Origin of the sequence: Algoriphagus aquimarinus (assembly GCF_900112005.1) — a bacterium.
GTDB classification, from domain to species: Bacteria; Bacteroidota; Bacteroidia; order Cytophagales; family Cyclobacteriaceae; genus Algoriphagus; species Algoriphagus aquimarinus.
In genome coordinates this window covers 1-22,664 of the sequence record NZ_FOKK01000002.1, presented here as the reverse complement: position 1 = coordinate 22,664, position 22,664 = coordinate 1, and the positions used below count along the sequence as shown (strand labels likewise).

The window sequence follows — 22,664 nt, the reverse complement described above, 5'->3', positions numbered from 1 at the left end:
ACATATGAAAAAGTTACTGGTTTTATTCTTTGCCTTCGGGCTCTTCAGTACTGCAAATGCACAATTTGGAGTAAGAGCAGGCTATAGTAGTGCTAATTTCTCAGATTTCGGTTCTGATGCGATTGGAGGTTTTCATGCAGGAACTTATTATCGAAAGGATTTGGGTCTGATATCCTTAGAATCAGGACTTCAGTTTTCTCAAAAAGGATACATGGTTGACCAAGGGGCAGCTGGAGAAATTACTGAACGTTTAAATTACATCGATCTGCCGGTTCTTCTTCGAGTGAATTTCCTGCCAAGTGTGAACGTTTTTGCAGGACCTCAAGGATCTGCTTTGCTTTCAAGAAAGTATGAAAATGGAGGGGACACTTCAACAAGCACAGAAGCAATTAAGGCATATGATATCTCAGGTGTAGTAGGTGTGGGTGTGAAGTTGCCTTTGAATTTGAATGCTCAGGTGAGTTATGACTTTGGTCTTCAGAGCTTGAATTACTTTGATCAAGATGTTAAAAATAATGTATTGAAATTTTCACTTGGGATAGATCTCTAATTGATTTTCAACATTAGAATGACTAGTAAAGCTCGGTGATTTGCCGGGCTTTTATTTTTTCAATCGATCTGGATTTTCTTCAATAAAAGACTTCCAGCCTGCATTTCTTCCCTTAGTCTGAATTCTTCCGTCGTGAAAATGGTGACAAAGTGCCACAGCCAAAGCATCCGTGGCATCTAGCATTTTTGGGAGCTCAGTTATGGAGAAAAGTGTCTGAAGCATAGCTGCAACTTGCTCTTTGGACGCATTACCGTTTCCTGTTACTGACTGCTTCACTTTTTTAGGAGAATACTCTGTGATAGGAATATCTCTGGCCAAAGCTGCTGCCATCGCAACACCTTGCGCTCGTCCTAGCTTGAGCATGGATTGCACATTCACGCCGAAAAATGGAGCTTCCAAAGCCACACTGTCAGGCATGAATTCTTCCAAAATTCCTGTGATTCGTTCAAAAATTTTCTTAAGTTTTAATTCATGCGTTTCATACTTTTTAAGATGAATTACGCCGTATTGTAGGAGTTTGTACTTTTTGCCTTCTGTCAAAATCACTCCATAACCCATCACGTTGGTACCTGGATCTATGCCTAAAATGATTTTTTCCTTTGGTGCTTTTTCTTGTTCTTTGCTCACCCCCGCAAGTTAGCCCAAAACATGCTAAGTTTTTACCTGATCTGGTCTCTGAGTTACTTCACATTGCTTTGGTGGGTGAGTAGATTTTGGCTAAAAATGGAGGATTTGCCTCTTTTTCAAGCTTTTTCTCCAAGGGTAACACTCCTTATTCCATTTCGAAATGAAAAGGAGAATGCACTTAGTTTGTGTAGAAATATTAATCAACTCGGGTATCCAAGTATTGAAGTTTTGTTACTTGATGATCATTCTGTGGATGGTTCATTACAGCTATTGGAACAGTACTTTAAAGAAAATCAGAACGTTAAAGTTCTACAAAGTCCAAATGACGGCAAGAAGAGCGCTTTAGAATTTGGAGTGAAGATGGCTTCTGGAGAAATTGTTCTGTGCTCAGATGCCGATTGTCATTTTCCTAAAGATTGGGTGGAACACATGGTTTTGCCTTTCCAAGATCCGAAAATCCAATTGGTAGCAGGAGCTGTTATAGTGGAGGTAAAGGGTAGATTTTTGGATGCATTTCAAGCTCTTGATTGGGCAAGTATACTATTAATGACTAAGTACTCTTTTGCGAAGAAGGAGCCACTGATGTGTAGCGGAGCAAATCTGGCCTACAGGAAGACTGCTTTTGAGAAAGTACGTGGATACGAAGGAAATCGAGATTTTGCTTCGGGTGATGATGAGTTTTTACTTAAGAAAATCCACAAAATGTACGGCACAGATGCTTGTACGTATTTGACTTCACCTGATATTTTGGTCACTACAAATCCAGAGTCTACTTGGTCGTCATTGATCAATCAGCGCATACGCTGGGCAAGTAAGTGGAAAGCACATTTTTCTCTTTCACATGCTATGACAGCCGCTTTGCTGTTTATGATTCAAATGATTTGGGTCGGTAGCTTTTATTTGATTTCCCTTGGCGGAAAAGGAATTCTTGCCTTTGGACTAGTTTGGCTGATTAAAGTATTTGCTGAAAAAATCAGCTTAAGTAAGGTCCTGAAAAATTTTAACAGGCTACAGAGAAACCTCTCAATAATTCAAACTTCATTTGTACATCCATTCTATGTTTTACGAGTTGGGATTGGAGCTTTGAATGGAAAGTTTACTTGGAAAGGCAGGGGTAACGGGAGAAGTGTTAATTTAGAATCTGAAAATTAAATCATGAACGACGAGGAATTTGACTTGATGGACGAGCTCTATTTCGTCCAGCCCTACGGATATCTATTAGAAACCCTGGATTGGGAAGAGGAGTTGCTGTTGGCAACTTTGCAATCGCTATTCTCTCAGGGATATATTAAGTGCCTGGATGATCCGGATACAGAACGATTTGGAAAGGTTGATATCATGAAAGAAGGAACGGGCTTATATTTTTTGGCAACAAAAAATGGCTTAATGGCACATAATACACTTTAGAATTGACCACAGAAATACACAAATATCAACGCAAGGAACTGCAGCTGAAATCTCTGCTGGAGATTACCCAGGCAATTAATGAGAATCAGTCTGAGGCGATCTTGCTCAATATTTTCAAGTTTACCTGCTTAGTGCATCTGAATATCAAAGCGCTGATACTCTATGTGGCAAAGGAAGGGGCTTTCGAGAATAAGATTTCACACGGCGTGAAAGGGAATGTTCCTATGCTGATTTCGGCTGATCAGGTGGTGGATGAGAAATCTACCGGTGAGCTTAGGTTAGAGTTGGAGGAAGAATATTCCTTTGAGGAGTTGGAAACCTATTTGCCTGTTTATCATAAAGACAAGATGCTGGCGATTCTCTTTCTGCGTAGAAAGGATCAAAGCTTGGATTTAGATCTGAATTTCACGCAAGCATTGACCAATATTCTGGTAGTGGCTTTGGAGAATAAGCGATTTGCCAGAAAGCAGTTGGAGCAAGAGATTCTGAATAGGGAAGTTGCTATTGCATCTCAGGTACAGCAAATGCTTTTTCCTGCTGAACTGCCTGTGGATAAAGAGATGAAGGCGAAAGTCACTTACCTACCACACAGTATGGTGGGTGGCGATTATTACGATCTGATTCGCAAATCCAAAGATGAGGTCTATTTCTGTGTCGCTGATGTGTCGGGCAAAGGGATCTCAGCGGCTCTGCTGATGTCAAATTTCCAAGCTGCTTTGCGAACGCTTTTGCGAAGCGATGCTGATTTGGAAATGGTAGTGAATCAACTGAATTACACCTTGTATGAAAATACCCACGGTGAACGCTTTATTACTTTCTTTTTGGGGCATTTCAATTTTAAAACTCGGGAACTAACTTATGTGAATGCTGGGCATAATCCACCTTTGCTCTGCCGAGAAGAGACCAAAAAATGTGAAAGTCTTCATGCGGGGACAACTATTCTGGGAGCCTTCGATGAGCTGCCATTCTTGGAGATAGGTAAGCGGGAAAATCTTCAAAAATTCTCTTTACACTTATATACTGATGGATTGACGGAAGCGATGAATCCATTTGAGGAGGAGTATGGGGAGGAGCGATTGGAGAAATTTGTAGATAAGCATATGATTATGGACCCGGATGATTTTCATCGAAAGTTCTTGAAGAAAATTAAGGAATTTTCGAAAGACGTTCCTTTACGGGATGATTTGACCTTGCTTAGTTTAAGATTTCAATAGGATGATTTGGCACACAATTCCTTTTCTTTTACAGCGACTTTTTCCTAAGCGACTTTGGCACAAGGGAAAAGAAGAAAGTAAAATTTATCTCACATTTGATGATGGACCAGTACCTGGTGTTACAGATTATGTGTTGAAAGAACTGGCGAAAAGAAGTCAAAAAGCCACTTTTTTTGTGGTTGGTGATAATATTCGAAAAAACCCCACACTTGCTCAGGAGCTGATTTCTGAAGGTCACAAGTTAGGTAATCATACCTTCAATCATCTGAATGGGTGGAAAACAGAGACTTCTGCTTACCTCGAGAATATAGATTTGTGTGATAAGGTTTTGGAGGACGAGTTGGGCGTGAAGACAAAATTGTTTCGACCTCCTTATGGTTTGATTAAATCCAGTCAGGCATCGGAAGTTTCGAGATTTCATGAAGTGGTGATGTGGAATATGCTTTCAGGCGATTATGATGAAAGGTTGAAACCTGAGTTGGTCTTGAGAAAATCAATACAGCATTCTAAAGCGGGATCTATCGCCGTCTTTCACGATCAATTAAGGACTAAGGAAGTTTTACCGAAGATTTTACCTCAGTACCTGGATCACATTCAGGATATGGGCTGGACGACATCTACCTTGTGATGGTCTGGGTTTGCATAGGAATAGTAGGGCTGATTCTTGTTCAGTTCGTTGTCCTACTTTTTCGTGTAAATTTTTTTTGGAAACAAAATCAGGTTAAATCAAGCTCCGAACTGCCCCTAATTTCCATTCTTGTCGCTGCTCGAAATGAAGAAAAAGATCTGCCTGATCTTCTGAGATCCTTTGAGCACTTGGAATATCCAACAGATAAGGTTCAATTTCTGTTTGCAGATGATCAAAGTACGGATCGTACCGCTCAGATATTGAAAGATTGGTGCAGCAGGGACCCTAATGCCAGTTTTTTGAGTATTAACGCTTCCCAAATTGCCCTATTTAATGAAAATGGTAAGGCAAATGCATTGGCGATTTTAGGTGAAAAAGCGAAGGGGGATTATTACTTTTTTACTGATGCAGACTGCGAAGTGAATCCAGCCTGGTTACGGGAAGGGGTTAATGGGTTTACTGGTAATATAGGTTTGGTGATAGGGATTACGCAGGTGAAAGCGCTGAGTTTGATGGGGAAATTTCAAGAGATTGATTGGTGGCTGACACTAGGCTTTGTCAAAGTAGCAACAGATCTGAATATTCAAACTACTGGCCTGGGGAACAATATGGTGATCAGTAAACTCGCTTACGAACAATCTGGTGGTTTTAAGCAGTTACCTTTTTGTCTTACAGAAGATCTTGAAATCTCACGGGCTATTCAGCGACAGGGGTTTGGGATAGCACATCAAGTATGTCCAGAAATGCTGGCTTTCACTAAGCCAGAGATTAGTTTTTCGAAGCTACTAAATCAGAGAAAGCGTTGGATGAGCGGAGTGATGACTTTACCGATATATTGGAAGTTGATATTGGGACTTCAGTTTGGGTACTTTGTAGGGATTATAGCTTTAATAGCCTTTAACCCCTTAGTGGGTATGAGTTTAGCTTTGATGAAAATTCTTTTGCAAGGCCTATTTCTCATTGGCTTTGCCGACAAAGCGGGCGTGAAAATCAATTGGTTATACTTGCTAGTTTTTGATTTTTATAATTTCAATACTACCGTCCTTACTATTCTTTACTATTTTTGGCCTTCCAAGACGAAATGGAAATCCAGAATATACCCATGCATTACATAGAGACACACGCACATATTTATTCAACCAAATTTGAATCCGACCGGGATCAGGTGATCCAAGATATTAAAGATGCTGGCATAGAGCGGGTTTACATGCCCAATGTGGATGTGTCAACCATAGACGCGATGTTGGCTTGTGAAGAGAAATATCCAGGTTTATGCATTCCGATGATGGGATTGCATCCTTGTGATGTGAAGGAAGATTTTCATGAGCAGTTAGCAATCATGAAGGATTGGTTGGATAAGCGCCAGTTTGCGGCTGTTGGAGAAATTGGTCTGGATTTATATTGGGACAAAAGCTACTTTGAGCAGCAAAAAGAAGCTTTAAAGATTCAGATCGGATGGGCTAAAGAAAAGGATTTGCCGATTGTACTTCATTGCAGAGATTCTATGGACGAAACTATCGCGATAGTAAAGGAGGCCAGTGATGGGAATCTCAAAGGTGTTTTTCACTGCTTCAATGGGAATCTAGCTCAGGCGAAACAGATTATTGACTTGGGCTTTCTGCTTGGAATTGGCGGAGTCGCAACGTTTAAAAATGGTGGATTGGATCAGGTAATTCCTGAAATCAGTATAGATCATTTGGTTTTGGAAACTGACGCACCTTATCTTGCTCCAGTACCATTTAGAGGCAAAAGAAATTCTCCTGCATATTTGCCGCTTATTGCAGAGAAAATCGGAGATTACCTTCAGATATCGAAAGAGGAAGTAGCTCTGAAAACAAAACAAAATGCCCTTAACCTTTTCCGTGAAATAGGATCATGAATTATAAAATAGTAAGATTAAATACAGCGCTTCGTACCAGCAAGACTTCTTCTGTACTTATAATCTATACTGGTGGTACACTTGGGATGGCGTATGACGAAAGCGGTGCCTTGGTGCCGTTTAATTTCGGACAGATTCTGGAGAAAATCCCTATCCTCTATACCATGGATATTGCCATTACGGTGATTTCTTTCCCAGAACCTATTGATTCTTCCAATGTCACTATGAGTCATTGGAAAGATATGGCTTATATAATTAATGAGAATTACGATAGTTATGACGGGTTTGTGGTATTGCATGGAACAGACACCATGGCCTATTCTGCTTCCATGCTTAGCTATATGCTGCAAGGTTTGAACAAGCCGGTGATTTTCACAGGTGCACAGTTGCCGATTTCAGCTATGCGATCAGACGCCCGCGAAAACCTGATGACTTCCTTGGAAATCGCAACAGCAAAGATCAATGGAGAGCCAATTGTACCCGAAGTTTGTGTTTTCTTTAACCATCTACTTTTAAGAGGGAATCGATCCAAAAAGGTGCAGAGTGTGCATTTTGATGCGTTTGAATCTGAGAATTATCCACCTCTTGCTGAGTCAGGGATTGTCATTGATTATAATACTCAGGCAATTCGTCCGCTGGAATCCCATAAGAAATTGGTGAATAGAATGTCACTTGATAATAATGTCTTAATTCTTAAGCTTTTTCCTGGAATCACTCAGAATGTAATTGACTCTATTCTGAGTGTGAAAGGGCTCAAGGCTATAGTCCTAGAAACCTACGGTTCTGGAAATAGCCCAAGTGAGGAGTGGTTTATGAGTTCGCTGCAGAAAGCAATCGCCAAGGGAATAATTATTCTGAATGTGTCTCAATGTAATGGTGGTCGAGTAATCCAAGGTAGATATGAGACCAGTAAAGAGCTCCTCAATGTGGGGGTGATCAGTGGAACAGACATGACTACCGAGGCGGCAGTGACAAAATTGATGTTTCTTCTGGGTCAGGAGAGCAGACATTCAGAGATTATCGCGAAGCTAAAAGTGCCACTGGCAGGAGAGATGAGTGCTTAACAGTAAATTCATCGGCTATTTTCCAGGATAATTTGGAAAGGGCATTAATAATAATTTTCTTTGCACTCCGATTCGGGGTATTGGATCGGAAATCAACCTAGAGAGGTGGCCGAGTGGCTGAAGGCGCACGCTTGGAAAGCGTGTATACTCGTGAGGGTATCGAGGGTTCGAATCCCTTCCTCTCTACATTTAAAAACCCTAACTATCTGAAATATTGATGGTTAGGGTTTTTTATTTTGAATTAGTAACCAATTCACCTGCGATTTCGGTTTGAGTTTTGCGAAAATCATGGATTAGTCTTAAAAATTTGGGGTGTGGTAGAGTCGATTTCCTTTTTTAAACAAGAATTGGAAAAGAAGGACTTTCTCAGCTTGATTTTAGAGGTCTAGAAAAATGCTAGGATGACGGTAGTATCAAATTTACTTTAATTCAACTATTCCGATTGCCGGATTTAATTCTTCAATCCCAGTGTTTTGAAACTCTCCCTCCTTGATGTAATAAAAAATATCATTTTTTAAATCCAAAGGCCTTAAAACTACCGGTTGGTCATCTTCATCCAATACCCCAACTTCAAGATTATAACCCTGGGATTCCTTCTTGCTGTATATAAAAAACTTTTTATCCTTATTTCGAGCATATTCACAAATTATGTAAGAAGAAGAGTGCATAATATTATAGATATCAACTCCTTTATTGCCATTCTCATCAAAATGAGGTTCTTCAAAATCAAGCTTTACAAATGGGATTATCGAACCTCCCTCAAATTTGTAAAGGGTATCTCTCAATATATTTTCTTGTGTAAGTACAGGAGCGTACAAAAATGAACCATCAATAGTATTGCTTAAAAAGTGCTTACTAGTATATCTAATTCCATTAGCTTTTTTAAGTATTGTATTTCTAAAAAGAATACTGTCAGTAATATCGAGCTCACGGTTCAATTCAAACAATATAGTTTGGTTAGAATACCCGCCTTCAACAGGAATCCAATCTCTGCCGAAAATTAGAATTGGCTTTTGATCAACTATTTTTATATAATGAAGAAAATCGGAAAACTTCTTTTCTTTTAAGAATTCATAATTTTTGTCATATACCAAAAGCTTCCGTACTCCCCCTAAATAAATTAAACCTAATTCTTGATCAGTTTCAATCGAATATGCGCTACTATACTCGCCAGGGCCTTCTCCTCTAACTCCTAATTTTCCAATAAAATTACCTTTAGAATCAAAGATCCTTACACTCCCGCTTGTATCAAGAATAAGTAAATTCCCGTTAAAAAGTTTAACGTCTAAAATAGCTGTTAAGTAAGACCCATTATTAGTCTCCATCTGCACTAAATTTACGGACTCTGCTATATCTGATAAGTGTATATCTGAATCAATTGTTCTTGGAACTTCAATCGAATTAATTCCTGATTCTGGAGGTTGAGAACATCCGGTAAAAAGAACGAAAATTGACAGAACTAATAAACACTTCAATTTACTCATTGTTTAAAATTCAAGATTGGTTGTGATCATTCAGTTTTAAACTACTTTAGTAGATGACTGAAACTAATCAAATTTTATTCGTTAGCCTAAAAATTAATGGATATTGAGCTAAAGTGCTAACTCTAAAAACTCCTTAGGTTCTTATTAACAAACAATGCATTTTCTGAAGTGCTAACAATCACTAATCAGTCTTTCTACTTCAATCGTAACTCATCACTAGCCTCCAACCATTCATTTTCACCACATACATCACAGGGTTTTGAGGGGTGGAGATCTGGCTTCATTTCTCCACAGTGCTTGCAGCTGTAAGTGGTGCCCACGTGAAATTCTGTGCAGGGAGTCTCATAAATATCAGGTAAAATAGGTAAGCCGGAAATGACTTCAGCGTCTGGGAAATAAAAAATGCTAAGGTCTCCTGAAGTTTCTAAATAGGCACTTTGCACTTGGCCAAGATGCGATACGCTTTGTTGACGAAGTTGGGAAAAGAGCTCATCATAGGCCAATGATTCTTTACGGAATGAGTTGTAAAGGATTTTGCCATGTTCAATTAATTTCACTGGTTTCCCTTCCACAAACTCTTCAACTTTTTCGAATCTACCGGTAAGATAGGTGATGAGTTTATATAGGCTGATTACGATTACGAATACAAGAATTGCTGGAAGTAAAGCGACATCTTCATAGAACATAGGGTCTCCTGCTGCAGAGCCTAAGGATATGATTATAGCTAATTCGAATACAGAGAGTTGCTTAATTCCTCGCTTACCTGAGAGGCGTAGGATAAAAAGAACTATAAAAAACATAACAGTAGTACGAAGTAGTACTTCTGCAAGAAATGAAAAAGGTATGCCTTCGCCCATAAGCAAGCGATTAGCATCAAACAACTCTACTGATTGTTTTGATTCCATAATTCTAACTAAAAATAAACGATGGCGCCTCCTATCAACTGTCGATTTTGATGATCCTATATTTATAATAGAATCTATTTTGGGTTTACCTGTCAGCCTTACTTAACGCGTATTCGACTTATTAAATAGTAAACTTGTGGTAATCTACAGTCGGTCAAAGGAGGCATCATCGCCTAATTATATCTATTCATCTTCAGATTTTATTTTTCCGGTTTCATCAAAAATCATAGACTGGGTTTTTTCATCCGGTGTCATGAATTTGATCTCGTAATAGGTAATCCCATTTTCGGTGAATTTTCTTTTACTTCTGATTTTATCGACGGAAAGTGCTTTGTCATTTGAAATTACCTCCAGTACCTGCGTGGGTAGCTTCACGGTATCCGCTTGATCTATAGCTCCATCAAGAAGGGTTCCATCTCGCTTCACCATATTAGTGTCACCTTCATGCATTGGACCGCTCATTTCATTTTGAGCTTCTATACTCTCTTCGTACGTGTCTTTTTTATCTTCTCCACAGGACATACACAATAGTGCTATCATTGCAGGGTAAATTACTAGTTGAGTTTTCATAGTTGGTTTAGTTTTCAAGCTCCTCATTAGGGAGGAAAATGTGACTAACCTCATTAACTCAAATTCTAACCCAAATAGATAAGCTTTAACTATTTAGGTTAGAAACATTGCTTTCTGATTTGTGGGTTTTAGAATATAATTTCGATCTCACCCTTTTTATTGAAGTTCGACAATGGAAATACGAGTTATATGGCAGGTTTTATTTGAAAAAGTATTGAACTGTTAGAAAATGAAGATTTAATTATTGGAAGATTAATATTGCTTTTAACTAGTTCAAGTATGTCTGTAAAGTCCTCATTGTGATCTTTTTAGTTCCCAATTTGCGGATTCATTCTAGTGCTATTTTATTGGTCTCAAAACGAGGAAGATCACACTCAGAATAGGCTTGTATAGCGCAGTTTATTGAGGGGTTATTTGCTGTTTGCGACGATATACTATTGGTTTCGCTGTCAAAACTCACTATACGCCTGATCTAGGAGGGTCACAGTACTAAGTAGGATTTAGGGTATGGTCTTTGGAATTTTTTCTTCAGAACAAAACCAACTAGTCATGACTACAAATAGCGAGATATTCAACTCAGATAAGTTGACCAGAATAATAGGAGAGTATCCTACTGATGGGATGAACTCTAGACCCGGCCCATATTTACTGGCTAGTGCTGGTATACATGGGAATGAACCTAGTGGAATACTTGCTTTGCAGCGGGTATTTAAAAAACTAAAAACTAACAAACCTTATTTAAAAGGAAAGCTAATAGGGGTGTCAGGAAATATGGCCGCCTTGAAAAGGGGCGTTAGGTTAATAGATAAGGATTTGAATAGAGTATGTACTCCTGACTATGCCGAACAACTTAAAAGTGGAGAAGTTGCAGATTTTCAGGAAGGGTCGGAGTTTCATGATCTTTCTATACTAGTAGAGGCTATCGAAAATAATAAGAAGCAGGAGGACTTCTTGTTTATGGATCTACATACTACTTCATCCAAAACGGCTCCTTATATCAGTGTAAATAAAAAAGAGGAGAGTTTTAATTTCGCTAAAAAAATGCCTTTGCCTGTAGTGAAAGGAATCGAGAAATATATTCCAGGCCATTTTGATCATTTTTTGACGCTGAAAGGTCATACTGGATTTACGATGGAAGCAGGACAACATGAAGATCCTCAATCAGTAGATTACCATGAGGCAGCGATATGGGTGGTAATGGTGGATAATGGATTGCTTGACAAAAGCGTAATCGACTATGCCTACTATCATCAATTGCTGAAAAATTCCTCGCCAACTCAGGATAATTTTGAAGTTACTTACAGATTGGATCTTAAGGAAGATCAGGAGTTTGAGATGGAACCTGGTTTTGAGAATTTCTCTTTGGTAGAGCAAGGCCAACTTTTGGCAAAACTAGATGGAAAAGAAGTTCTTGCCGAATCCGATTCACGTGTGTTTTTGCCATTGTATCAAAAGCAGGGTTCAGATGGGTTTTTTATTGTAATGCCTGCGGATTGATTTAATATAGATTGGGTAAAAAAATGGGGAAAAGCTACCTAAAGCTTTTCCCCATTTTTTGTGAGCATTCGACTTAAAGATCCAAAGTGGCCAAAAATGCATTTGGAAGGGTACCATCATAGTGTTTTTGATAGGTGATTTTTCGCTCCAAAGCTTCAATCATTGCCGAACAAAAGTCAACACCTTCTAATCTGTGCATTGCATTGATGCCTCCTGGACTATCTAGGTTCAGTTCCATGATTTTATTGCCTACGATGTCGATACCAGCCATAAACATTCCATCTCTTACTAGTTTTGGTCCTACGATTTCGCAAAGTCTACGGATATCATCGGTAATTTCGGCATGAATTGCTTTTCCTCCAGTATGAAGGTTACTTCGGATGTCATTGTTATTTACACGGTTGATAGCAGCTACTTTCCCTTTTACTTCCAGGATTTTCCCGTTCATCATGATGACTCTGATATCTCCATTTTTAGCTGCAGGTAGGTATTCCTGAGCAATGACAAAACCATACCTATTGATGGTTTCCACAATTTGATTCATGTTTTTGTCCGAGTCTACCAGGAATACATCCTTTCCGCCTGAGCCTTGAAGTGGCTTTAGTATGATTTTTTTCTTTTCTTTTTTGTAAAACTCCTTGATCTCATCAGAATCTCGGCTGATGATAGTTCTTGGTCGTACTTCCTCTGGGAAATGCTGGAAATACATTTTGTTGAATGAAGACATAAGTGAGTAGGGGTCGTTGACGACCAAAACTCCTTTTGCCATGGCGATTTGGCCAAAGATCATACCAGCTGTCTGTGCCCAAGCTCGCTCACCAAATTCCTCGCAAGGGTTATTTCGAAGAAATAAAACATCCAAGTCAGCTGAAGAAATAGATACTCTTTCAGCTTCAGGGCTGTGTATCGCCTCCATGTATTTTTCTAAACTCCTGAATTTAGTCTTAGGAGCTTTAATTGCAATCGCACCCATATGACCGTTTTCCAGGTAACTGAGTTGACCGACAGAAATAAGATAGACCTCGTGCTCGCGATGAACCGCGGCCGATGAAATCATTGTGGTGCTATAAGCAGCCGTTTCGGTCTCGATTTGATTTACTACGATTCCAATTTTCATATAGTTAGTGGTTTAGTTAATTGACTAGTTCTGGCAGATCCATTCCAGCTTTGAGCTTTTCTAGGCGATCTTTGGCGTCTGCGGTTTTTAGGTATGAAGGGAAAAGTGGTGAAGGTTTGATTATTCCCCGGATTTTCAGTTCCTGAATTAATGGTATGTGTTTAAATCCAATTTTTCCTACATATAGAGGTTCTAGTTCTCCTCCGTTTTGTAGGTAATCCACCAGTTTGATTAACCCACGCAGATAAATAATATCTTTGGTGCAGCCGCCTCCTTGATAAGTTCTGGCTGTTATTTGAAAAGCCTGTTCGGGCGTCATGCCGTAGTCTGTGGTTAAGGTTCTGTAGGTTTCTTCGAAAGTTTGACCTTCAATTAAAGTTCGTCCTGCAATTACCCTGGCTGCTAAAATCCTGAGACGATTATTGGTTAATCCACCCACTAGGTATTCTGCTAAAACAGCCAATCCTTCTTGCAATTCATCATAATCGGCAAACCCACTGCTCATTTGACCAAACGGCTGCATCTTTCCATTATAGAAAGTGAGGACATGTGTACTGACTTCATGATGCACCAAAGCCTGAATTCTATGCTCAGGAACTTTAAAACTTTCACCTATATACAGTTGCCCTCTTGACACCAACATTCCGACGATGTCATGTTTGACTTCAACTTTGGCGTCCAGCTTAGGGTAGATTTCTCTGTATTTATCGATCTCATTTGTGCAGATTTTGGCAAGATCGTAGCAGTCTAACCACTTGACATCCTCATAGCTGTCGTGTGGAAGTGTTTTTAGAAGGTGCTTTGCAGTCTCGAAAAGATTAACTCCTGGGGAACTGTACAGTCGAATACTGCTGTACATGAAGTTTTTTGTTCCTCGCTCTTTCAGCATGGTGATCTGCTTTTCCAGCTCCTCTCGCTTTTCAGTGTATAAAAATGCGAGAGTAGGGTCTTCAATATCTCGTAGGTTGATAGAGAAAAGTTCCTCTTTCAACCGATCTGGATCAACGGGCAAATTTCTGTAAAGAAATTTAGGATTGATTTTGTGTTGGCTCGATATAAATTCTTCCTTAGCCTGTAGCGTGTTTGTAGGGGAAATAAGCATAAGGAACTGATATTTTGCTTCTATCTCTGAAAGCTTTTTGTCCACTTCCCATACGGCGTTGTCTACAGCAGTACTTCCTAATTTTTGATAATTTTCTATATCAAATGAAGTCTGCACTCGGAGGAATTCAAAAATTGATTTTCTAAGTATCCCGGAAAATGCCCGTTTGAACTCTTTGAAAACTAAGTAATAAAACTCGCTTGAATGTTCATTTTGAAAAAATGGAGGGATTTCCAATCCTAAAAGATAAATCCCTGATTCCTGACATTGTTTAAGAGTAAGGAAGTCAGAAACACCTTCCGGATGTCTGATTGTTGTTTCTTCCAAGATTACATTCAAGCCTGACTGGTTGCTAGAAAACTTTTCCAATCCTTCACGAAGAGCTTTCACCGTATTAGGCGCCTTATCTTTCGCAGCTTTAATCACAAAAGATTTGCTACCAGGCTTACCTACCCAAATTTCCACGATCATCACGCTACCATAATCGTCTGCGATTCCTTTTGCAAGGTCTTTGACCAAAATAGCTACATCGCTATTGTTGTCGGTGGATGAATCTGCAATCAGGTAGGAGCTTTCTGTGACCACTAAACCTGAAATAGGGTTGTTGCCGTCTTCTCGGTGTCTGTATACCAATAAAAAAGGAAGCCTTCTTTCAATTTTAAAACGTATGTTTTTTCCCAAACGCATGTTCAGGGTGTTTCCCGTTTTAAGAGAGTTAGCAATGGCTTCTTTTGTTTTTTTATCGATCATCCTTACTTTTCTTCGTCTTCGTTGCTTTGGCTATATGCATTGTTTTCCTCGTCTTCAGAGCCTATCTTTTCCTGCGCATCATCCAATTCACTTCCTGGCACATCTAGACCTTCGCCTCCGAAATCGACCTTTTCTTTTCTGTGAAGCAACTGTTCATCATCGCCTCCATCATCACTTAGATTGGCGCTCTTTGGCCCAAGAGCCTCGAGATCTTCTTTCGTTACTCTAGCTTCCTCTGCTAATTCCTCGTTGGTTTTTTGAATTGAGTCTTTTGGATTTGTTGGTTTATGATTAGTCATGGTCGTTGATTTTTTAGTGTAGAAGTAAATAGGCAATCTGGATGCCTTTGGGGAATTCCTCTCCTTTAAAAAAGTTAAATCATGCTTAGTTGGTCCTGAGCCAAGGTTATTTACTTTTTTTTAAAAGCTTGAAAACTCAAAAAAATGCCTCCACTAGTTTCCCTGAGAATTGTTATTCCCAGTTTGGGTAGATATTGGAGTGAGGATGAGTTGGGTACTTAGTGTTTCCGTGTTGGTATCTTTTTAAATTTATTCCAGATATTTTCACCCCAGCGACTCAACACCCCTTGTTTATCAGAGCTGTCAATATCTTCTACCCCTAAAGCATATCCTAGTGGTTTGAGTGCATCTGTCGCGTCAAAAATGATTTTTAAAATTCCCGCCAGAGGTATACTTAGAATCATACCCGAAACTCCCCATACAGAACCACCTAAAACAACTACTACAATTGTAATGAGTGGATTGAGATTAACTTTGTCGCCCACCACATACGGCTCTAGTATGTATGATTCTATGAATTGAGCTAGTCCATAAGTAAATGTGACGATCATAAGCGACCAGGTTTCTGCGCCACTAAATGCTGTCATGGAAATAGCTAAAACGTAACCGATTATCACCCCTAGATATGGGATCAATGAGAGCACAGCGGCAATCAAACTGATTAAAATCGCGTTGTCCACACCTGCTATCATTAAGCCAGCGCTGTAAATTATTGCCAGAAAAAGGATAAGCGTAAGCCTTCCTACTAAAAAGTTTACTGAAAGTTGAATGGATTGTCCCATTACTTCCTGTGCTTGACTTCTTTTCTCAGGATCGAAAAACTTAAGGATAGATAGCTTTACCTTTCTACGGTAAAAAAGGAAAAAGAAGAGATATATAAAGGTGAGCATTGCACTTCCCAAAAATCCAAAGAAATCCATGACGATAATGCCAATCTTCTTTTTAGCACCTTGAGTTAGTAATTCGGAGGAATCTGCTTCAGAATTATCAGGTAGCTTATCTGCTTGAGGTTTCTCAGAAGTCGACGACTCAGGATTTTCCTCTGTAGCTCCATAGATCAACTTCATTTGTTCCTGAGTACTTATTCCCGTTTTTTCTCGGATAAATTGTTGTGTAGATTCAAGTTTAGGCTTAAGTGTTTTTTTTGCCTCAGGCCATCTTTCCGAGATATTGCTAATCTGAGCGGATATGACCCAGAAAAAAGCTAAGAAGGAAACAAAGCTTACGACTACGCAAAGGAAGGAAGCGAGTCCTCTGGATATACCTATTATTTCCATCTTCCGCGAAAGAGGTATACAAATCAAGGTGAGAAGGGATGCAAAAGCAATGGGAACCAGAAATGAGGTGGAGATCACAAGTCCTTTGATTAGGAAGTAAGTTCCTAGGATAAGTAATGCCAAACTGAGTAAAATTTCCTTTGCTTTCATGTTATATGTGTTTTAGGTCTCGCGATGGTTTTGGTCTTAAAATTCCTCGGAGGTTCAAGGAATTTGCGATCTGATAAACATTAGCCAATTATTGATTTCTCAAAGCATGAATAAATCTTGCTTTGTCATAATTGCTTCTTCCGTTGACGCCAACTTTTTTTGCTTTGTCGTGTAATTCCTCATTCGTTCGATTCTCATACGCTTTGGCTTTGCCACCTTTTTTGCCCGAGTTGGGGTCATTTGCGATTCTAGCAGCTTTCTCTTGGCTCATTCCTTCACTCCGAAGGGCCTCATATTTCTTGTCATTTTTGATGCTTTGACCATGGGATTTTGTTATCAATACCTGGGTTAAGTAGTTAAATGATTGATTTATAGTTGCTTTAATTGACGGTACTTACTATTCGAATGAGGAGTTGCTGTAGCAATTGGTTCAAAAAAAAAGCCGAAATTCTAATTTCGACTTCTAGGAATAGCTTTTGGATCAGAGATTCCACTCATGCTGGATTCTGCTCACACTAATTATCTGTAATTATGAAATTCAAATTAATTGAAGAATTTAAGGAGTTTGCCGTCAAAGGCAATATGATTGACATTGCGATCGGAGTGATCATCGGCTCTGCTTTTAATAAAGTAGTAGATGTGTTGGTGAAAGAGATCTTTCTTCCTCCGCTTTCATTTCTTACCGATGGGATCAATCTGGAGAATAAGCGAATAATTCTGAGGCATGCGGTCGTAGAGGAGGGAATTACCAAGCCAGAGGAAATTGCAATTGGCTATGGAAAATTAATGGAAGCGAGTGTTGATTTTCTAATCATCGGATTTACTGTGTTTCTCATCGTTAAATTGATGAACACCATTAGAAAAAGAGCAGAGGATCCAGCAGATCAGCGAGAGACAACACCAAAAAATATTGAGTTGCTAAGCCGGATGACTGAACTTATGGAAAAGCAGGTAAAGTTACTGGAGGGGAATAGGGGGGATTTGAAGGAATGAGTAAACCTAAAGGATAGTTTTAAGTTTCAGAGAAAAGAGGAGGGATATTCCTTTGTAAACTTTTGGAATTTTCACTCAGTGAGTTAGCTCAGTCATTTCGCCGTAATTTCCTAAAATCTAGTAAAAAGATTAAATTCATCAAAAAGAACTAAAAATGAGACTAGCAGCTGAAAAACTCAGATTGGTGCAAAAAATACTTACAGTGGATGACGATGAATTGCTGTCCGCACTTTCAGATTTATTTGAGCATATCGAAAATAAAGAAGCTTTAACGGAATTGCAGCGAAAGGAAATTCTTCTAGGTATAAAGCAATTAGAGGAAGGAAAGAAGGTCTCTTTGACCGATTTCTTAGAGAAAGTCTCTTAAGTAAAAGAGGTTTATCTTTCTCTTGTTGCTGAAAGAAGGGTGGAGGAGCTTCTTGATTATCTATTAGAAAAATGGTCTGTTCGAGTACGGGATAAGTTTTTAGATAAGTTATTAAGGTCTTTTGAAAGAATAAGTCAACACTCGGAAAGCTGTCCCGAAATTCCGGAGATTCGTGGAGTCAGAAAATGTGTTGTATCAAAGGAGGCCTCGTTTTTTTATAGGGTGAATTTGAACTCAATTGAAATCATTACCATAATTGACAACCGACAAGAACCTCAAAGTATTTTTTCTGAGGAAGATTTCTACTAGAAGCTAATTTAGATAAATAGCATTTATGCGGATCGATCATCTTCTCCCACAACTTTTAAAACTTCACCCCAAATCGTTCTCCCAATTCCGTCAAATCCTTTACCACCGGATCTAGCAATGGAATTCCATCTTTCATACGAATAGCTTCCAATTCACGCTCTGGATCACCTGGGATCAAGACTTTTTCATTTCCAGGAGTTGGCTTGGCGGCACGGAATCGAGTTATCCAATTATCCATGTGAGCTTTGAATTCATCAGCTGGACGGAAGGCATCTACGCGCATTGCGCCGAAAAAGTGACCAATCCCTTCTCCAACTGGATTAGGATCTGGCTCCAAGAAAGCCACAAATGGCGGAACCCAAGGGCCATAATTGGCGCCGGAAAGAACTGCCGAGAAAATATCTACAATGGAACCCAGTGCATAACCTTTGTGCGAACCATGTTCACGATCACCACCCAATGGAAGTAAAGCTCCTCCATCTTTCACTCCATTTGCAGAAGTCGTCTGATTTCCATCTTTATCCTGCACCCAGCCAGTTGGTGTGTCCATTCCTTTGCGTTGAAGAATTTCCAGTTTTCCATTGGCTGCTGTTGTCGTGGCCATATCAGCGACGAATGGCGGCTGGTCTTTGGCAGGAATTGCAACTGCAATAGGATTGGTTCCCAGAAGTCTCTCCTGAGAAAAAGTCGGAGCTACCAGCGGACTGGCATTCGTCAAAGAAATCCCGATCATATCATGATCCAACGCTTGCATGGCATGGTAGCCAGCGATGCCGTAGTGATTTGAGTTTTTTACAGAAACCCAACCTGTTCCAGCGATCTTGGCTTTTTCGATTGCAACTTTCATCGCATAAGGAGCTACGACCAAGCCTAAACCTCCATCTCCATCTACTACCGCAGTGGAGGGAGTTTCGTGAACTACTCGCACATTTGGCGTAGCATTGATTCTTCCTTTTTCCCATAAACGCACATAACCAGAAAGTCGAGCGACCCCATGACTGTCCACTCCGCGTAGATCTGCAGATAGCAAAACATCCGCCGCCGTTTTAGCCTGATCTTCTGGACAGCCTATTTTGGCAAGCATGCCCAAAGTAAACGTATGGAGTTGTTCGTAGGAATAGGTCATAGGAATAGGGGGTTAAACTGGTGAAAAAACAATCAACCAAATATAAGAAAGGATATTTTTTTCGAATGGATCAATGGATAGTTTGCTCTGGAATAAGTAAGGATGCGATCGCACCTTCTTTTAAAGCATAGTGAGAACAAGTGATGAAATCAATATCTATGTAGCGCAAAATGAACTCAATCAAACTTGATGCGACCACAATCATGTCCACTCGCATGGGGATCATGCCGGGAATCAGCAGACGTTCTTCTTTGTTTTTGCTCAAAATCATACGATGAATCGCTTCATATTCTTCTACTGGAAGTTCGAATACATGGCGTCCGGTAAGTTTGCACTGCAGCATGGATTCGAAATAAATGTCCGTCAGCGTATCAAAAGTCCCTGAAGCTCCAACTAGACCAGTTGGTTTGTAGGTTTGAATAGCTTGGATAAGAGGCTGAAGCTTTTCCTCCAAATAGCTTTCCAGTTTATCTATCTCTTCTGGCAGAATAGGGTCGTGGTAGTGAAAAAGCTCCAGTAGTCGTTGGCCACCGATTTCAAAACTTTGCTTCCAAAGTGACTCTTGGTTATTGCCAATGATGAATTCCACCGAACCACCACCGATGTCCATCATTAGGTCTGTCTGACCGTTTAGTGAGCCAGAAAGTCGAATTCCCTCATAAATCATTTGTGCTTCCTCTGATCCAGAAAGTACTTGTATGTTGATTCCAATGGTTTCTTTGACTGTTCTGACGAAGTCAGGGCCATTTTCGGCATTTCGCACTGCGCTGGTCGCAAAAGCAAAAACCTGATCTATGTGCTCGCCATCGATCAGGTTTTTGAAATGTGTGAGCGTATGAAATGCTCGTTTTATAGCATCTTCTGCTAGGGTATTTTGGTTGATACCGCCTTTACCCAATTTGACAGGGATTTTCTCCTTGTAAATTGTTTTAAAACTTACACCGTCTAATTCTACCAATAACAAATGAAATGTATTGGTCCCCATGTCTATCACCGCCGCCTTTCGGGTATTCATATGCTGCCAATTTTTTCGATGGGCGAATATAGAAAGTTATTTGAAATGAGGACTTTCTACTTAATATTTTATTGCCCAGTTTTAAATAAAGTCTTATCGCCATAGAGTGCACAGAGGTTTGGGGGTACACAGAGTTATCTTTCAGCTTCTACAGTAGCGTTGCTGAAAACACAGTAGAGTTTTTTTGAAAAACTTTCGCTCTTTTATTCCTGCTTTTGCCTGACTACAAGATATCCAAATACGAGATTTATAAGAGAATCTCATTGCTACTTACGCTAGGCCATTTGCAAATGGATTTTTGTTAATACCTTTTCCTACTTACTTTTTACAAAATCCACAAATTGGACACCTCCCTTAAGTTCATTCCTTCTCATTCTTTTCCATAGCTGACAAAGCCTGTTATATTTGAGCAAGTCTAAAAACTATTATATGAGTAAGCAGGATAAACCCAATTATACGTTGCCCGGAAAAGAGGGTAAAATCGATTTACTGAAAGTGAAAAATGCAGAAGCGCTACTTGGTGGAGGGGAAAAGAGAATTGCCTCTCAGCATAAGAAAGGGAAACTCACCGCCCGTGAGCGGGTCGAATTGCTGATGGATGAGGGAACCTTTCAGGAGATCGACAAATTCGTGATGCATCGCGCAAAGGATTTTGGTCTAGACAAGGAGCATTACCTAGGTGATGGAGTGATTACTGGATATGGAGAGGTGAATGGGCGATTGGTTTACATTTTTTCGCAGGACTTTACTGTTTTCGGAGGGTCACTTTCCGAAACTCATGCTGAAAAAATCTGCAAAATCATGGACATGGCCATGAAAAATGGGGCTCCAGTGATTGGATTGAACGATTCTGGTGGAGCGAGAATACAAGAAGGAGTGAATTCTTTGGGCGGATATGCCGATATATTTTATAGAAATACCCTTGCTTCAGGCGTGGTGCCACAGATTTCCGCGATCATGGGGCCTTGTGCAGGTGGTGCGGTTTATTCTCCGGCGATCACAGACTTCATATTAATGGTGGAAAATACCTCCTATATGTTTGTGACTGGACCAAATGTGGTGAAGACAGTAACGCAAGAAAATGTCACGGCCGAGGAACTTGGAGGAGCTTCAGCCCATAGTACTAAAAGTGGTGTCACGCATTTCGCATGTGCAAATGAATTGGAATGCATTCAGCATGTGAAGAAGATCTTGAGCTATATGCCTCAAAACTGCGAGGAAATTGCTCCTGTTTATCCTTATGAAATGCTGGAGGATGAAAGCAGAAAGGAATTGGACAGTTTGATTCCTGAGAATCCAAATCAGCCTTATGATATACGTGATGCGGTAAAGGGTATTGTGGATGAGGATTCGTTTTTGGAAGTTCATGAAAACTTCGCTGATAATATCGTAGTGGGTTTCGCAAGAATAGCTGGTAGAAGTATAGGTGTAGTCGGAAATCAACCCCAGTCTATGGCTGGTGTTTTGGATAATGATGCATCTGTCAAGGCGGCGAGATTTGTTCGTACTTGCGACAGCTTCAATGTTCCGCTCCTAGTTTTGGTGGACGTACCCGGCTTTTTGCCTGGAACAGACCAAGAATGGAATGGCATTATTACGAATGGAGCCAAATTACTATATGCTTTCTCAGAAGCGACTGTGCCGAGAATCACGGTTATTACAAGGAAAGCTTACGGCGGAGCATATGATGTGATGAATTCCAAGCATATCGGAGCCGATTTGAATTTTGCTTGGCCGACAGCTGAAATTGCCGTAATGGGAGCAAAGGGAGCATCGGAGATTATTTTCAAGAAAGAAATTGCTGAAGCAGAAGATCCAGAAGCTAAACTTCAGGAAAAAGTAGATGAGTACACTTCTAAGTTTGCAAATCCATATCGGGCAGCGCACCGAGGCTTTATCGATGAAGTCATTATGCCATCCGAAACGCGAGTCAAACTGATCAAAGCATTTAAAATGCTAGAAAACAAGGTGGATAAGATTCCTAGGAAGAAGCATGGGAATATACCTTTGTAATATATTCAATACTGACTCTACGGGATTTTGCACGTAGCCAAATATTATTTGACAGCTTGTGACAAGTAGTTCCTAAATAGGTCGAATTGGTTTTCCTTGGCTAAAAATACACAAAGCCATGAATATCATTGAGTTTATCCAGCATTTTCCAAACGAGGAGAGTTGTGAATCCTACTTGAAAGCTTACCGTGAGAAGACAGGGATCTATTGTAAAACCTGTAAAAGTAGCCCTAAGCAATACTGGTTTTCAGGAAAAAAATTCTTCGAGTGCAGTCAATGTAGAAGAAGAACTTCTCTAAAAGCCGGTACAGTTATGGAGTC

At 39.9% G+C, this 22,664-nt stretch carries 24 protein-coding genes, 1 tRNA gene and 1 pseudogene; 15 read left to right on the top strand and 11 right to left on the bottom strand.

What is annotated here, in order from left to right; genetic code table 11:
• Positions 1-4: 4 nt before the first annotated feature.
• Positions 5-550 carry a porin family protein gene (locus BM291_RS02455; RefSeq protein ID WP_092894599.1) on the top strand — a complete coding sequence of 182 codons (546 nt, stop codon included), beginning with the start codon at positions 5-7 and terminating at the stop codon, positions 548-550.
• Between the two features lie 51 nt (positions 551-601).
• Here the strand turns inward: BM291_RS02455 and ruvC are convergent, their stop codons facing one another.
• Positions 602-1,177 carry a crossover junction endodeoxyribonuclease RuvC gene (gene ruvC, locus BM291_RS02450; protein ID WP_092894598.1) on the bottom strand — a complete coding sequence of 192 codons (576 nt, stop codon included), beginning with the start codon at positions 1,175-1,177 and terminating at the stop codon, positions 602-604.
• A gap of 21 nt (positions 1,178-1,198) precedes the next feature.
• Here ruvC and BM291_RS02445 point away from each other — a divergent pair, with 21 nt between their 5' ends.
• The 8 genes from BM291_RS02445 to BM291_RS02410 all read left to right on the top strand — a co-directional run bounded on the left by BM291_RS02445 (position 1,199) and on the right by BM291_RS02410 (position 7,555).
• Positions 1,199-2,329, top strand: a complete 1,131-nt coding sequence (locus BM291_RS02445; protein WP_092894597.1) for a glycosyltransferase — start codon at positions 1,199-1,201, stop codon at positions 2,327-2,329.
• A gap of 3 nt (positions 2,330-2,332) precedes the next feature.
• A complete protein-coding gene (locus BM291_RS02440; RefSeq protein ID WP_092894596.1) occupies positions 2,333-2,584 on the top strand; it encodes a hypothetical protein in 252 nt (83 codons plus the stop codon).
• Between the two features lie 2 nt (positions 2,585-2,586).
• Complete coding sequence (locus BM291_RS02435; protein WP_092894595.1) at positions 2,587-3,798, top strand: PP2C family protein-serine/threonine phosphatase; 1,212 nt, start codon at positions 2,587-2,589, stop codon at positions 3,796-3,798.
• Between the two features lies 1 nt (position 3,799).
• Positions 3,800-4,426, top strand: a complete 627-nt coding sequence (locus BM291_RS02430; RefSeq protein ID WP_092894594.1) for a polysaccharide deacetylase family protein — start codon at positions 3,800-3,802, stop codon at positions 4,424-4,426.
• Positions 4,426-5,541, top strand: a complete 1,116-nt coding sequence (locus BM291_RS02425; RefSeq protein ID WP_092894593.1) for a glycosyltransferase — start codon at positions 4,426-4,428, stop codon at positions 5,539-5,541. Before BM291_RS02430 ends, BM291_RS02425 begins: the two co-directional genes overlap by 1 nt.
• On the top strand, positions 5,529-6,305 hold the full coding sequence (locus tag BM291_RS02420; protein ID WP_092894592.1) for a TatD family hydrolase: 777 nt from the start codon (positions 5,529-5,531) through the stop codon (positions 6,303-6,305). The genes BM291_RS02425 and BM291_RS02420 overlap by 13 nt, the downstream gene beginning before the upstream one ends.
• The gene (locus BM291_RS02415) at positions 6,302-7,369 is read left to right on the top strand and encodes an asparaginase (RefSeq protein ID WP_092894591.1); all 1,068 of its coding nucleotides are present in this window, start codon (positions 6,302-6,304) and stop codon (positions 7,367-7,369) included. Before BM291_RS02420 ends, BM291_RS02415 begins: the two co-directional genes overlap by 4 nt.
• A gap of 99 nt (positions 7,370-7,468) precedes the next feature.
• Positions 7,469-7,555, top strand: a tRNA-Ser gene (locus BM291_RS02410).
• 233 nt (positions 7,556-7,788) lie between these two features.
• Here BM291_RS02410 and BM291_RS02405 read toward each other — a convergent pair.
• The 3 genes from BM291_RS02405 to BM291_RS02395 form a co-directional block, all read right to left on the bottom strand.
• On the bottom strand, positions 7,789-8,853 hold the full coding sequence (locus BM291_RS02405) for a 6-bladed beta-propeller (protein ID WP_092894590.1): 1,065 nt from the start codon (positions 8,851-8,853) through the stop codon (positions 7,789-7,791).
• A gap of 194 nt (positions 8,854-9,047) precedes the next feature.
• A complete protein-coding gene (locus BM291_RS02400) occupies positions 9,048-9,758 on the bottom strand; it encodes a DUF421 domain-containing protein (RefSeq protein ID WP_217647288.1) in 711 nt (236 codons plus the stop codon).
• Between the two features lie 183 nt (positions 9,759-9,941).
• A complete protein-coding gene (locus BM291_RS02395) occupies positions 9,942-10,328 on the bottom strand; it encodes a hypothetical protein (protein ID WP_139229026.1) in 387 nt (128 codons plus the stop codon).
• Positions 10,329-10,877: 549 nt separating this feature from the next.
• Here BM291_RS02395 and BM291_RS02390 point away from each other — a divergent pair.
• Positions 10,878-11,825 (top strand): succinylglutamate desuccinylase/aspartoacylase family protein, encoded by a 948-nt coding sequence (locus BM291_RS02390; RefSeq protein WP_175499635.1) that lies wholly within the window; start codon positions 10,878-10,880, stop codon positions 11,823-11,825.
• Between the two features lie 73 nt (positions 11,826-11,898).
• Here BM291_RS02390 and BM291_RS02385 read toward each other — a convergent pair whose 3' ends face one another.
• The 5 genes from BM291_RS02385 to BM291_RS02365 all read right to left on the bottom strand — a co-directional run bounded on the left by BM291_RS02385 (position 11,899) and on the right by BM291_RS02365 (position 16,860).
• Positions 11,899-12,942, bottom strand: coding sequence for a glutathione synthetase (locus tag BM291_RS02385; protein ID WP_092894587.1), 1,044 nt, complete (start codon positions 12,940-12,942; stop codon positions 11,899-11,901).
• A gap of 16 nt (positions 12,943-12,958) precedes the next feature.
• Positions 12,959-14,794: a peptidase MATCAP family protein gene (locus tag BM291_RS02380; protein WP_092894586.1), complete on the bottom strand. Its 1,836-nt coding sequence runs from the start codon at positions 14,792-14,794 to the stop codon at positions 12,959-12,961.
• A gap of 2 nt (positions 14,795-14,796) precedes the next feature.
• Positions 14,797-15,093 carry a hypothetical protein gene (locus BM291_RS02375; RefSeq protein ID WP_092894585.1) on the bottom strand — a complete coding sequence of 99 codons (297 nt, stop codon included), beginning with the start codon at positions 15,091-15,093 and terminating at the stop codon, positions 14,797-14,799.
• A gap of 218 nt (positions 15,094-15,311) precedes the next feature.
• On the bottom strand, positions 15,312-16,520 hold the full coding sequence (locus BM291_RS02370; protein ID WP_092894584.1) for an AI-2E family transporter: 1,209 nt from the start codon (positions 16,518-16,520) through the stop codon (positions 15,312-15,314).
• Between the two features lie 88 nt (positions 16,521-16,608).
• Positions 16,609-16,860: a DUF7218 family protein gene (locus tag BM291_RS02365; RefSeq protein WP_317045634.1), complete on the bottom strand. Its 252-nt coding sequence runs from the start codon at positions 16,858-16,860 to the stop codon at positions 16,609-16,611.
• Between the two features lie 191 nt (positions 16,861-17,051).
• Between BM291_RS02365 and mscL the strand changes: the two genes are divergently transcribed.
• The 3 genes and pseudogenes from mscL to BM291_RS22490 form a co-directional block, all read left to right on the top strand.
• Positions 17,052-17,513 (top strand): large conductance mechanosensitive channel protein MscL, encoded by a 462-nt coding sequence (mscL, locus tag BM291_RS02360; protein WP_092894583.1) that lies wholly within the window; start codon positions 17,052-17,054, stop codon positions 17,511-17,513.
• 154 nt (positions 17,514-17,667) lie between these two features.
• Complete coding sequence (locus BM291_RS02355; protein ID WP_092894582.1) at positions 17,668-17,880, top strand: hypothetical protein; 213 nt, start codon at positions 17,668-17,670, stop codon at positions 17,878-17,880.
• Positions 17,881-17,907: 27 nt separating this feature from the next.
• A pseudogene (locus BM291_RS22490) lies at positions 17,908-18,189 on the top strand (type II toxin-antitoxin system RelE/ParE family toxin); the annotation flags it as partial.
• A gap of 55 nt (positions 18,190-18,244) precedes the next feature.
• On the opposite strand, the gene BM291_RS02345 reads toward BM291_RS22490, so the two are convergent.
• Together BM291_RS02345 and BM291_RS02340 are read right to left on the bottom strand one after the other, a co-directional pair.
• A complete protein-coding gene (locus BM291_RS02345) occupies positions 18,245-19,315 on the bottom strand; it encodes an Ldh family oxidoreductase (RefSeq protein ID WP_092894580.1) in 1,071 nt (356 codons plus the stop codon).
• Positions 19,316-19,385: 70 nt separating this feature from the next.
• Positions 19,386-20,330, bottom strand: a complete 945-nt coding sequence (locus tag BM291_RS02340; RefSeq protein ID WP_092894579.1) for a Ppx/GppA phosphatase family protein — start codon at positions 20,328-20,330, stop codon at positions 19,386-19,388.
• Positions 20,331-20,759: 429 nt separating this feature from the next.
• On the opposite strand from BM291_RS02340, the gene BM291_RS02335 reads away from it, so the two are divergent.
• Together BM291_RS02335 and BM291_RS02330 are read left to right on the top strand one after the other, a co-directional pair.
• Positions 20,760-22,343, top strand: a complete 1,584-nt coding sequence (locus tag BM291_RS02335) for an acyl-CoA carboxylase subunit beta (protein WP_092894578.1) — start codon at positions 20,760-20,762, stop codon at positions 22,341-22,343.
• A gap of 118 nt (positions 22,344-22,461) precedes the next feature.
• Positions 22,462-22,664, top strand: a 203-nt coding sequence (locus tag BM291_RS02330; protein WP_139229025.1) for a transposase, incomplete at its 3' end; no start/stop codon positions are given.